The following is an 11,556-nucleotide window of genomic DNA, read 5'->3' as shown; positions in this document are numbered from 1 at the left end:
TTACTCGGTTTCAGAGAAGATATATCGCGTAGGCGTCGAGAGGTCAAGACATATCGCGTTGCCTCTTACGGCCGTTCCATGGTGAGCGCCTGCACCGAGAGCGCTGCTACCGGCGGCGCTCCAGGTCGGCCAGGTGGGCCGCCGCCGCGTCGACGTCGTCCTCGGCGAACACCGCGATCCCGTGGCGCTCCAGCAGGGCCGTCGTGACGCCCTCGCCCGGCACCGTCGTGCCGCTGAACCCGCCGTCGTAGATCCGCGCGACGCCGCAGGAGGGGCTCCGCTCCTTGAGGATCGCCATCCGCACGCCGTGCGCGCGCGCCTGGTCGAGCGCGTGCCGCGCGCCCGTGAGGAAGTGGGCCGTGACGTCGGCGCCGTCCGGGGTCAGCACCCGCGCCCGCCCGTCCAGCACGTCACCGCCGAGCCCGCCGTGGATCTCGGCGGGCGGCCGCGGCACGGGCAGCCCGCCCCGTACCTCCGGGCAGACCGGCACGAGGCGCCCCTCGTCCCGCCACCGCGCGAAGAGATGGTGGTCGCTGCGCTTGCCGGTGCCGTCGTAGCGCACCGGAGTGCCGACGAGACAGGAGCTGACGAGGATGCGTTCCATCGAATTCAGCGTAGTCAAGCCCGGAGTACACAGATGTGACGACGGTCTCATACCTCGGCGACACCCGGGCGTGCCACCATTCGGATCATGAGTTCGATGCAGGCGGATCTCCGGCGTGGACTCTCGTTCGTCCGCCCGGTCGGCAGGTCACGCGAACACATCGTCGAACCCGACCTGCCCCCCGCCCGTGTGCTCACGCTGCCCCGACGCGGCGAGGTCACCGTGCGGGTCGTCGAGGGCCCCACGCCCGTTCTTCTCCTGCACGGCTGGGCCCTGACCGCGGACGTGAACTTCTGCCACCTCATGCCGCACCTGTCGCAGGGCATGGTGGCCATGGACCACCACGGGCACGGGCGCGGGCCGACGCGGCCCGGGCGGTTCCGCATCGAGTCCGCGGCGGACGACCAGGCCGCGCTGCTCGACGCGCTGGGCATCGACGAGGTCGTCGTGTGCGGCTACTCCCTGGGCGGCCCCGTCGCCCTCGAACTCGCGCGCCGCCACCCCGACCGGGTCGCCGGCCTGGTGCTGCAGTCCACCGCCCTGCGCTTCGACAGCCCCGCCGACCGGGTCACGCGGCCCCTGCTGAAGGCGCTCCGGCCGCTGACCCGCTTCGACGTCGGCCGTACGGCGCCGCTGCGCTACTTCAGCGACACGCGCAAGCGCAGCCCGGAGACCGCCCGGCTGTGGCCCTGGCTGCGCCGCGAGCTCGTACGGGCCCATCCCCGCGCGGTCATCGACACGATGCTGGCGGAGTACGAGTTCGACTTCCGGCGGCACGCGCCGCAGCTCGCCGGGCTGCCGACGGCCGTCGTCGTGACGACGCGGGACCGCGCGGTGCCGCCCGGCGACCAGTACGGCATGGCCCGCCGCCTCGACGCCGAGGTACTCGAGATCGACGACGACCACGACGTCTTCCTCGCCGACCCCGGCACGTACGTCGAGACGACGCTGGAGGCGATCCGGCGCGTCACCACCTGACCGTCGTGTTCGTCAGGTACTCGGAGGTGAACGCCGTACGGTCGCCGTCGCGCGTGCCCGGCACGGGGAACAGCCGCGCCGACAGCGGCTTGCGCAGCCGTACGGCCAGGGCGGTGACGTCGAGCAGCAGCCGGGCGATGGCGTCGGCGGAGCTGTCGCCGGGCAGCGGAACGGTGTCCAGGCCGGTGCCGCAGACCGAAGAGTACGCCAGCAGGTCGTGCAGGCCGATCCGGCCCTCCTCCCAGCGCCGGGCCAGCACGACGTCCTCCATCACCGGCAGCATCAGCCCGTTGTAGCCGCAGGTCGGCAGGTCCGTGCTCCGGATGCCGGTGGTGAGCGCGGCGGCGACGGCGAGGGTTCCGGGCGCGCCGAACTCGCCGGTGATCTCCTCGAACGCCGCGCCGATGGAGTCCGGGCCGTTCGGGGCCGGTGACAGGTCGATCCCGCCGAACGCCACCCCGAGCTCGGCCGCCACCCGCTCGGCGAGCCGTACGACCGGCGCGGCCTCCTCGGTGACGGCCGCGGCGACCCGCTCGGACAGGCCGTCCAGGCCGCCCTTGGCCGCGCCGACCGCGATGCTCGCGCCCTGCAGGCCGACCGTGAGGTTCGCCGGTCCCTCGTGGTAGGCGGCGGGGAAGAACGGGCTGCCCGGCGGGACGCACGCCAGCACGGCGAACCGGAAGTTGCCGAAGCCCTCCTCCGTCTCCTCCGCCAGCCGCAGCATCGCCTCCGCCGCCGGACGGGCCGCCGCGGTGTTGCCGTCGAGGCGAACGGTGCAGTTCAGCGCGTCGTTGCCGATCAGCAGGTCCGGGATCGTCTCGACGCCCGAGGTCGCCGGGCCGAGCGAGCAGTACGTCAGGCCGGCGTCGTCGAGCGCGGCCTGCAGGTCGCGCGCGTACGCGGCGGTCGGCGTCATGTCGCCGAACACGGGACGGGTGGACAGGCGCAGCGTCTGCACCTCGTATCCGGCGTCGCGGAACACCGCCTCCGCGCGGCGCAGCGCGTCCGCGCCCTTCGCGACGACGTCCGCGGCCAGCGGGTGCGGCTCGGGCACCCCGAGAGTGAGCGTACGGATCGGGACCATGGCTCAAATCATGTCAAAGAACCCGTCGGCCACCAGATCGGGCAGCAGGGCGAGGGCCCGGGCCCGTACGGTGCCGGCGTCCGCGCCGGTCAGCTCGGCGATCGCGTCGAGCAGCGGGCCGAGGGGCAGGTCGCCGTCACAGGCCCCGGCCAGTGCGGCCTCGACCGTTCCGACCTGGGCGGCGCGGCGCAGCCCGTACGACTGCCGCAGCACGATCCGCTCGGGATCCTCCGCGCCGGGCGGGCCGATCTGCTCCTGGACGACTCCCGGCGCGGTGCGCAGCGTCGTCTCCAGGGTGAGGCGCGGCCGCGCGCGTACGACGTCCCGGACGTACGCGCCCACGGGCTGGTCGACGGCGTGCCGCAGCTCCTCGACCCGTACGTCCTCCCCGCCGGAGGCGTGCAGGGTGATCCAGCCGAAGCCGACGCCGGTGACCTTGTGCGCCTCGAAGTAGTCCAGCCAGGCGTCGTAGCGGCGGCGGTACTCCGGCGAGCCGACGTCACATGAGTCCCGCAGCCACAGCTCGGCGTACTCCGCGGGGTCCTGCACGTCGCGCTGGACCACCCAGCCGTCGACGCCCTCGATCCAGTCCGCGACGCGCTCGCGCCAGTCCTCGCCCTCGACGTGCAGCCAGTTCGCCAGCAGGTGGCACCAGCCGCCCGGCGCCAGGTGCGCGGGCGCCCGCCGGACCAGGCGCCGGCACAGCTCGTCGCCCGGCAGCCCCGTCTCGCGGTACTCGAAGCGCAGATCGGGTGAGATCACGAACGGCGGGTTCGACACGACCAGGTCGAACGTACGGCCCTCGACGGGCTCGAACAGCGAGCCCTCCAGCAGCTGGGCGTCGATCCCGGAGAGCGCGAAGCTCAGCCGGGCCAGGTCGAGGGCGCGCGAGCTGACGTCGGTGGCGGTGACGCTCCGGGCCCGGTCCGCCAGATGCACGGCCTGCACGCCGGATCCGGTCCCGAGGTCCAGGACGTCGCCGACCGGGCCGCGCACGACCAGCTGGGCCAGGTTGTTCGACGCGCCGCCCTGCCCGACGACGTGGTCGGGCCGCAGCGGGACGCCGCCCGGCCGTGCCTTCAGGTCGGAGACGACATGGCCGCGGGCGGAGGGCGGATCGCCGGCGCCGGACGCGGACTCGACCGGTTCGACGTGCAGCAGGGCGCGGACCTCGCCGCCGGAGCGTTCGACCAGGCCGAGGGCGGCCAGGTCGTCGACCGGCAGCGCCGACTCCGGCACGGGCACCTGCAGCCAGAACAGCCGGACCAGGCTCTCCAGCGGCGTGCCGCCCCGCGTGGCGCGCAGCGCCGGAACGATCTCGTCGCGGGCCAGCGCGGCCCCGGCGACCGGCCCGAGGAGGTGCCGGACCCCGGCGACGGTGTAGTCGGCGTGCTCGAACAGCCCGCGCACGCGCGCGGCGGCGCCCTCGTCGACGGTCACGCTCAGCCCAGGAACTTGACGAAGCCGTTCGCGAGGGCCTCGGCCATCCGCTCGCGCTCCTGGGGGCTCTTCATCTTGGCCGCGTCACCGGCGTTGCGCATGTTGCCCGCCTCGATGAACACCGCCGGCCGCGTCGAGACGTTCAGGCCGCCGAGGTCGCCGCGGACGTCGATGCCGTCCTTGCCGAGGTAGGTGGAGTACGGGATGCCGGTGCCCTCGTGGTACGCGTCGCGCAGGTCCTTGCCCAGCGTGCGGGACGGCGCGAGGATCGCGTCGTTGTGGCCGCCCTTGATCTTCGCCGGCTCGATGATGTGGAACCCGTGGCCCTTGGCGGGCGCGCCGTCGCCGTGGATGGCCAGGACCGCGTCCGCGTGCGCGCGGTTGCCGATCCGGGCGCGCTCGTCGACGCACGGGCCGACGCCCGTGTCGCTGTGCCGGGTGAGGATCACCTTGGCGCCCTTCGCCCGCAGGATCTTGGCGAGGCGGTTCGCGACGTCCCACGTGAACGCGTGCTCGGGATAGTCGTCGTTCGTCGCGGTGCCGGTCGTGTTGCAGGGCTTCTTGCCGTTGTAGATGTCGACGAGCTTGTTGATGACCTCGGGGTGCTCGGCGTTACCGCCGTTGTGCCCCGGGTCGAGCACGATGACCTTCCCGGCGAGCGGGCCCTGCCCGCTCGATCCACTCGTCGGCGACGGGGCGCCGGAGGAGGCCGGGGCGGAGTGGTGGGAGGCGGCCGACACCGTCGGCGGAGCCGCCGACGCCGAGGACGAGCCTCCGGACCCGCAGGCCGTGAGACCACCCGCGAGCATGGTCATGACTAGGGCGCTCAGTGCCCTGCCGGAGCGAACCGTCGAACAACGCATCACGACCAGTCTGCCAAACGTCGGCAAGTGCGACGTCCCACCCTCGAAAACAGCCGGGGCTTCCGCGACGCGAGAGCCGCCGGGACGGCGAGTGGGCACCATGGACGCGACTGGCCGCGTAGAGGCGAGTGGCCGCGTAGAGGCGAGTGGCCGCGTAGAGGCGAGTGGCCGCGTAGAGGCGAGTGGCCGCGTAGAGGCGAGTGGCCGCCGCCGCTCTCTCCGCGCTGAGTCGGGCGGCGACGGCCACGCCTGCGGTCGGACGGCCTCGCGGTCAGCGCACCGCGCTCTCCTTGCCGAGGAGGACGGCGAGGGCTCTGGCCTCGTCGGCGTCCAGACCGAGCACCACACGGGGCCGTCCCCACGGATGATCGATCGAGTGGCTGACGTATCCGGCGACGGACTCCGTCACCTCCTCGATCAGCCCACGTGCGTGCCGCCACTGCGACCAGGCGCGCTCCAGCTCACTCGCCGCGCGCTGCGCGGATGACACAAGCTCCGGATCACGCACGATCGCCCCCTGGCATCTCTCGGCTCCGCCCGTCCGCCGCCCGGCGGCCCCGGTCCGCGCCCCGGCCGTCCCCCCGAACAGGGCCGGCGGCGAATTCCCGGTGATGGACCGCCGGGCGGCGGTCACGCGTCCATTAAGGCGGGCGCGCCGGCCGCGTGTACGGGGGTCCGGTGGAGCTTGACGACCCCCTTACCGACCGGAGACCCCGGCGGGACGCGGAGCGCCCGAAGGTAGATCGGCGATGCCGTACGACGATCCTCCGCCGGGCCGAGTACGGGGCAGAGGGAGCCCGGCCGGCCCTGGTGCGGAACGAGACCGGTGGTCCGGCCGGGTTCAGCTCGGGGCGGGACCGGTCGTCGAGCGCTTCACCAGGTGCGGCACCACCAGGGTCTGCTCCGGCGCGCGGAACGGGTCGTCGATGCGCGCGCACAGGCGCTCGGCCGCGACCCGGCCCATGTCGCGGCGGGGCTGGTCGACGCTGGTCAGCGCGATGTGGCGGATGGCGGCCAGGTGCGTGTTGTCGTATCCGACGATCGAGATGTCGGCCGGGACGCGCAGGCCGCGTTCGTCGGCGGCGGACAGGACGCCGGTGGCGACGAGGTCGTTCGGGGCGAAGATCGCCGTCGGCGGCTCGGGGTGGGCGAGCAGCTTGCGGGCGGCGCTGTAGCCGCCCTCCTCGGTGAAGTCGCCGGGCTCGACGACGATGCGGTCCTCCAGGCCGTGCCGGCGCATCGCCGATTCGTACCCGGCCCGGCGGTAGTGCGCCGTGGTCGAGGGGGCGCCCTCGATGTGGGCGATCCGGCGATGGCCGAGCTCGACGAGGTGGTCGACCGCGAGCCGCGCGCCGAGTTCGTCGTCGTCGACGACGATGTCCACGCCCTCGATGTCGCGCTCGCCCACGACGACGACGGGAACGGTCTTGGCCGTGTCGCTGAGCGTCTCCGGCACGACGCTGAGCAGCACGAGGCCGTCGACGCGCATCTCCAGGAACGCCTCGACGGCCTCGGCCTCGAACTGCGGGTCCCACCGGCCGCTGCCGACGAGCATCCGCAGCCCGGCGCCGTGCAGGCTCTCCTGCAGTCCGTCGAGGAACTCGGCGAAGAACGGGTTGTGCAGGTCGGCGACCAGCGCGCCGATCAGCCGGGTGCGTCCCTCGACCAGGCTGCGGGCGACGGCGTTGGGACGGTAGCCGAGCTCTCGGGCCGCCTTCAGCACCGCCTGCCGGCGCGCCTCGCTGACGTGCGGTGACCCGCGCATGACGAGCGAGACGAGCGACTTCGACACGCCGGCGCGCTCCGCCACATTACGGATGGTCGGCTTCGCCGCCGGCACCTTGGGCACGGCCGCCTCCTGGCGTGGGTCCTCGGGCATGGGGGTTCTCCTGTCCCAGCGACCGCCTGAATCAGGGACAGATACCGGCGGACCGCCGCAAGGGAGGAGATGCCATGATGCCCTCCCATCGCCTTTCTCGCCCGTGACAGTCAGTAATGGGCATGCCCGAGAGGCATTTCGGGCCGGTCACTACAACTGGTCCATGCGTTGACCAGCAATTGACCGAACCACCGCCAGAAAGCCCGCTCCGATACGCTTCCACTGTGGGTGATCGCGCAACCGCTCCGGACGAACAACCGGAGCAGGCCCGGCGTTCGACGGGCGGGCGACCGGGCCGACGCCGGCTGAGCGTCGACGAGCGCCGCGAGGAGCTGATCTCCGCCGCCCTGGAGCTGTTCAGCGACCGGCCGCCCGAGGAGATCTCGATCGATGACGTGGCCGACGCGGCGGGGGCCTCCCGCGCGCTGGTCTACCACTACTTCGGCGGCAAGCAGGAGCTCTACCTCGCCGCGCTGCACAGCGCCGCCAAGCAGCTGGGCGAGTTGCTCGACCCGCCGGCGGAGGGCCGGGGGCTGGAGCGGCTGGCCGTGTCACTGCACCGCTACTTCGACTTCGTCGAGCACTACGCCGCGGCGTTCGTCGCACTGCTGCGGGGCGGCCCGGCGTACCGGACGGGCGAGATCGGCGAGGTGATCGAGGGCATCCGCAACTTCGTCATGAGCCGCATCATCGCCACGATCGGCGCGGACGAGCCGGGCCCCATCCTGCGCATCACGCTCCGGTCGTGGATGGCGTCGGTGGAGACCGCCGGCCTCGACTGGCTCGAACACCGCGACATCCCCCGGGACGAACTCGAACGCCTGCTCATCGACCACCACGTCGTGCTCCTGGACGTCGCCGCCCGGCACGATCCGCAGGTGGCGGCGCTCATCGACCGGCTGTCCCGCGAGTCCCGCGCCACCTGATCCCCCCTGGACGGGCGACACGCCGGTGACACGCCGACGAGCCCGCCCGGCCACCGGCGACAGGCCCGCGGCCACCGGCGACACACCGGACGAGCCGACGCCCGGCGACACACCGGACGACTGGATGCCCTGACGGCACCGTGGATGTCCGGCGACACACCGGACAGCGTGGATGCCCCGCCCGGTCTCGGGCGGGGCATCCATCACCTGGAGTCCGTGCAACCCCCCGGCTCGGTCCCGAAGAAGCGGGACCGGTCGAACCTCACGGAAGCTCCCCGACCTCCCGCGAGCGGCGGACATCCGCCTCCTCGCGGCTCACGCACACACCCGGCGGCCGCCGGCCGTGCGCCCCCCAGTTGAACGTCGCCGGCGGGTCCGTACCGGTCACCGACGACTGATCGGGGTCCTCCGACTACTCCGACCGCTGCTGCGGGATCCCCCCCAGCAGAGCGCGGACCTCGGCCTCGCGGTAGCGCCGATGCCCTCCCAGCGTCCGGATTGACGTCAACTTCCCGGCCTTCGCCCAACGGGTGACGGTCTTGGGGTCGACGCGGAACATCGTCGCCACCTCTGCCGGCGTCAGCAGGGGCTCGGCCTCTGGCGTACGAGCTGACATTTGTGCGGCCTCTCCTCCGTGGACCGATGACAGCGATCCAGCGTTTGAACCTCGCGCGTGCCACTGATGTCTCTTATGGTCTGGATGGACCACTTTGACATCACAAGACGTAACCATGCCACCACTGAGCGCAACAGGCAAGTCCCTGATAGCAACTCTGTGATTTTTGGTGGTCGAGTCACGCTGCGTGATTCTAGCGACACGTATAGTCGCATCGCGCGGTGATTCGGCTAATTTTGCTCAGTTGGCGGATTCAAGAGCTCGTACAACCCGCCAGCGGGCGGTCACACGCTTGTGCATCGCGAGGGCGACTTCCGCCTGCCCGGTCTCCAGTCCCATGATCGCAGCGGCGATCTCTCCGACCGACTCATCGGCCCGCAACGCCGCGTCGTCGAGCAGGTGCACAAGTCCGCCGTAGTCGAGTTCCACCAAAGAGTGCGGATGAAACTCCTCGAGCCAGCGGCCCACCGACTCGATGTCCCCGAGGTCCAGCTCGTCGCCCACCTGGCGCCGCAGGACGCCCCGGGCGCGCGCGACACGGCGGCGGGCCTGGGCCATCGGCGCGACGTAGATCAACGTACGGGTCGGCGTGGCGGTCGTCGGCCCGCCGGATCCGGGCTCCCCCTGGCCGCCGAGCACGAGCCAGCGCTCCTTGGCCACGAACGGCACGAACCAGGCGAGCGGCACCTGCCACGTGCTGGACAAGATGTGCGGGGTCAGCGACCCGGACGCGCGCTTCCAGCCGTCGAACGCCTCATCCGCCTGTGCGGCGACGCGCGCCGGCACGAACATCTCCGCCAGCCCCTCGGGCATCTCCGCGCGGAAGCGGTCGAACGCCAGCCACGACCGCAGGCGCGTCTCCCAGGGACAGACATATGTCACGCCCTCGACACGCCGGACGTACGCGTCGCCGCTCTCACGCGTCGGCGCGACGATGGGCGGAACCGCGATCATCCGCCAGAGCGCACGAGTATGCTCGACGCCCAGCGCACCGACCCGCCGTGGCCGCTCCTGTGAGTCGGCGTACGCCTCCCAGCGCGAGCGCTCCGGCTCGGGGTAGGCGGTCAGCGGTTCGTACACCCGGAGGTAGGCGGCGTAAGGCAACACGATCGCATCGTTACACGACCGTACGGAAAACGCTCGTCGCCGGGGCCGCCGAGATGCTCCTGAGACCTGTTCGGCCGGTCACCGCGCCGTTGCCCGCACGCCGACCGTGAGACGCCTACCCTGATCCTGTCGGACTCATGCCCCGGTGCCGGCCCTGATCGTGCGATCCACGATGATGCGGCCGCACCGGGTATTCCGCTCATGCCTCACCCCGGCCATGAGCAGCGTGTGCTCAGAGAGGAGCCACCACAGTGACGAAGGTCTTCGGCACACCCCACGAGCAGGTCGTCTTCTGCCACGACGAGGCCAGCGGCCTCAAGGCGATCATCGCGATCTACTCGACCGCCCTGGGGCCCGCGCTCGGCGGCACCCGCTTCTACCCCTACGGCTCCGAGGACGAGGCCCTCGACGACGTCCTCAACCTCTCCAAGGGCATGGCGTACAAGAACGCCCTCGCCGATCTCGACCTCGGCGGCGGCAAGGCGGTCATCATCGGCGACCCCGCGACGGACAAGTCCGAGGCGCTGCTGCGGGCGTACGGGCGCTTCGTCCAGTCGCTGCGCGGCCGTTACTTCACCGCCTGCGACGTGGGCACGTTCTCCGAGGACATGGACGTCATCGCGCGCGAGTGCGCGTACGTGACGGGCCGTACGGTCGCGCACGGCGGCGCCGGCGACTCGTCGATCCTCACCGCGTTCGGGGTGTTCCAGGGCATGCGGGCGGCGGCCGAGCGCGTGTGGGGCTCGCCGACGCTGCGCGGCCGTCGCGTGGGCGTGGAGGGCGTCGGCAAGGTCGGCCACCGGCTCGTGGAGCACCTCCGCGAGGACGGCGCGGACGTGGTGATCACCGACGTCGACGCGGCCGCCGTCGAGCGCGTACGGGCCCGGCACCCGGAGGTCGACGCGGTCGACGGCCACGCGGCCCTCATCGCCTCCGACATCGACGTGTACTCCCCCTGTGCGCTCGGCGCGGCCCTCGACGACGAGACGGTGGCCGTGCTGGGTGCCAAGGTCGTCTGTGGCGGCGCCAACAACCAGCTCGCCCACCCCGGCATCGAGAAGCAGCTGGACGACCGTGGCGTCCTCTACGCGCCCGACTACGTCGTGAACTCCGGCGGGGTGATCCAGGTCGCCGACGAGATCGAGGGATTCGACTTCGATCGGGCGAAGCAGAAGGCGAGCGGCATCTTCGAGACGACCCGGCGAATCTTCGCAATCGCCGCAGACGAGGGCGTACCGCCCGCCGTTGCGGCGGATCGACTCGCCGAGCGCCGGATGTCCGAAATCGGCCGCCTGCGCGGCATCCTGCTGAACCCGTGATCGGCGCACGCTGCGGATCCTCCCGCCGGAGAAGGCCACCGGAGCGCACACCGGATCGGTGGGTTAAGCTCTAGACCAGCCGCTGCCGTGCAGACGACGTACCGAGCTAGGCGCAAAACGGGTACGGTTGTATCCGTAGCCGGTGCGTGTCGTGTTGTCGCGCCCGGTTGCGGATGCGTAAGCGAGCGTAAGTGGGGCCGATACGACGGGTCCCCGACCATCGAGGGGGTCGAGCCAATGGGGCGCGGCCGAGCCAAGGCCAAGCAGGTTAAGGTTGCTCGCCGGCTGAAGTACAACAGCGGCGGGACGGACCTGGATCGCCTGCGCGGCGAGCTGGGCGTCAACCAGAACTCGCAGGATGACCATGACCCCTACGACGACGACTCGTCGTACGAAGACCTCGCAGCGCGCTATGCGGACTACGCCGAGGACTACGACGAGAAGAAGGACGGCACGAGTAAGAGCTGAGTGCCGTCTCGGCGTCTGAGCCACCCGGTCGCCCGGCCGACCGAGGCCGGAGGGGTATGCCGGGATGTACGACCGAAAAGCGTCCCCGCCACACGGCGGGGGCGCTTTTCGTAACGCCTGCATCACCCCGTACCCACTCCCGGCCGCGCCCTCGCACGCCCGAACCCGACCGCCCCCTCACGGCCGCACCCCCGCGCCCGGCCCCGACCGCCCTCGCGTCGGCCAAGATTGAGGGCCTGGGTTTGTAGGGATCGTTACTGGCACGTTCCAGC

12 protein-coding genes are annotated in these 11,556 nt (G+C 71.8%); 4 read left to right on the top strand and 8 right to left on the bottom strand.

From position 1 onward, the window contains the following. Positions 1–106: 106 nt before the first annotated feature. Positions 107–604: a DUF523 domain-containing protein gene (locus NE234_RS29970; RefSeq protein WP_252784081.1), complete on the bottom strand. Its 498-nt coding sequence runs from the start codon at positions 602–604 to the stop codon at positions 107–109. Positions 605–691: 87 nt separating this feature from the next. Here NE234_RS29970 and NE234_RS29965 point away from each other — a divergent pair, with 87 nt between their 5' ends. Next, positions 692–1,582 (top strand): alpha/beta fold hydrolase, encoded by an 891-nt coding sequence (locus NE234_RS29965; RefSeq protein ID WP_252784080.1) that lies wholly within the window; start codon positions 692–694, stop codon positions 1,580–1,582. Here NE234_RS29965 and NE234_RS29960 read toward each other — a convergent pair. The 5 genes from NE234_RS29960 to NE234_RS29940 all read right to left on the bottom strand — a co-directional run bounded on the left by NE234_RS29960 (position 1,572) and on the right by NE234_RS29940 (position 6,848). Then, positions 1,572–2,666 carry a DUF711 family protein gene (locus NE234_RS29960; RefSeq protein ID WP_252784078.1) on the bottom strand — a complete coding sequence of 365 codons (1,095 nt, stop codon included), beginning with the start codon at positions 2,664–2,666 and terminating at the stop codon, positions 1,572–1,574. The two genes, NE234_RS29965 and NE234_RS29960, sit on opposite strands and share 11 nt — an antisense overlap. Positions 2,667–2,669: 3 nt before the next feature. After that, positions 2,670–4,106 carry a DUF7059 domain-containing protein gene (locus NE234_RS29955; protein WP_252784076.1) on the bottom strand — a complete coding sequence of 479 codons (1,437 nt, stop codon included), beginning with the start codon at positions 4,104–4,106 and terminating at the stop codon, positions 2,670–2,672. 2 nt (positions 4,107–4,108) lie between these two features. Further along, entirely contained in the window at positions 4,109–4,921 is an 813-nt protein-coding gene (locus NE234_RS29950; RefSeq protein WP_252784074.1) for an N-acetylmuramoyl-L-alanine amidase, read from the bottom strand. Between the two features lie 319 nt (positions 4,922–5,240). After that, the gene (locus tag NE234_RS29945; RefSeq protein ID WP_252784072.1) at positions 5,241–5,477 is read right to left on the bottom strand and encodes a hypothetical protein; all 237 of its coding nucleotides are present in this window, start codon (positions 5,475–5,477) and stop codon (positions 5,241–5,243) included. A 333-nt stretch (positions 5,478–5,810) separates the two neighbouring features. After that, the gene (locus NE234_RS29940) at positions 5,811–6,848 is read right to left on the bottom strand and encodes a LacI family DNA-binding transcriptional regulator (RefSeq protein WP_252784070.1); all 1,038 of its coding nucleotides are present in this window, start codon (positions 6,846–6,848) and stop codon (positions 5,811–5,813) included. Between the two features lie 224 nt (positions 6,849–7,072). Between NE234_RS29940 and NE234_RS29935 the strand changes: the two genes are divergently transcribed. Continuing rightward, a complete protein-coding gene (locus NE234_RS29935) occupies positions 7,073–7,774 on the top strand; it encodes a TetR/AcrR family transcriptional regulator (protein WP_252784067.1) in 702 nt (233 codons plus the stop codon). Positions 7,775–8,186: 412 nt separating this feature from the next. Here NE234_RS29935 and bldC read toward each other — a convergent pair whose 3' ends face one another. Then, on the bottom strand, positions 8,187–8,390 hold the full coding sequence (gene bldC / locus NE234_RS29930) for a developmental transcriptional regulator BldC (RefSeq protein WP_141956617.1): 204 nt from the start codon (positions 8,388–8,390) through the stop codon (positions 8,187–8,189). A 240-nt stretch (positions 8,391–8,630) separates the two neighbouring features. Then, entirely contained in the window at positions 8,631–9,497 is an 867-nt protein-coding gene (locus NE234_RS29925; RefSeq protein ID WP_252784065.1) for a hypothetical protein, read from the bottom strand. A gap of 251 nt (positions 9,498–9,748) precedes the next feature. Here NE234_RS29925 and NE234_RS45515 point away from each other — a divergent pair, with 251 nt between their 5' ends. Both NE234_RS45515 and NE234_RS29915 read left to right on the top strand, forming a co-directional pair. Then, positions 9,749–10,816 (top strand): Glu/Leu/Phe/Val dehydrogenase dimerization domain-containing protein, encoded by a 1,068-nt coding sequence (locus tag NE234_RS45515; protein ID WP_252784064.1) that lies wholly within the window; start codon positions 9,749–9,751, stop codon positions 10,814–10,816. A 237-nt stretch (positions 10,817–11,053) separates the two neighbouring features. Then, entirely contained in the window at positions 11,054–11,284 is a 231-nt protein-coding gene (locus NE234_RS29915; protein ID WP_252784062.1) for a DUF3073 domain-containing protein, read from the top strand. The last annotated feature ends 272 nt before the right edge of the window (positions 11,285–11,556 follow it).

The organism is Actinoallomurus rhizosphaericola (assembly GCF_024055675.1).
Lineage (GTDB): Bacteria > Actinomycetota > Actinomycetes > Streptosporangiales > Streptosporangiaceae > Actinoallomurus > Actinoallomurus soli.
The sequence above is the reverse complement of the archived record's forward strand: the minus strand, read 5'-3'. Positions and strand labels throughout refer to the sequence as shown.

Coding starts and splice junctions, on each gene's coding strand:
- NE234_RS29970 (WP_252784081.1), bottom strand. CDS start 604: ATGGAACGCATCCTCGTCAGCTCCTGTCTCGTCGGCACTCCGGTGCGC.
- NE234_RS29965 (WP_252784080.1), top strand. CDS start 692: ATGAGTTCGATGCAGGCGGATCTCCGGCGTGGACTCTCGTTCGTCCGC.
- NE234_RS29960 (WP_252784078.1), bottom strand. CDS start 2,666: ATGGTCCCGATCCGTACGCTCACTCTCGGGGTGCCCGAGCCGCACCCG.
- NE234_RS29950 (WP_252784074.1), bottom strand. CDS start 4,921: ATGACCATGCTCGCGGGTGGTCTCACGGCCTGCGGGTCCGGAGGCTCG.
- NE234_RS29940 (WP_252784070.1), bottom strand. CDS start 6,848: ATGCCCGAGGACCCACGCCAGGAGGCGGCCGTGCCCAAGGTGCCGGCG.
- bldC (WP_141956617.1), bottom strand. CDS start 8,390: ATGTCAGCTCGTACGCCAGAGGCCGAGCCCCTGCTGACGCCGGCAGAG.
- NE234_RS29915 (WP_252784062.1), top strand. CDS start 11,054: ATGGGGCGCGGCCGAGCCAAGGCCAAGCAGGTTAAGGTTGCTCGCCGG.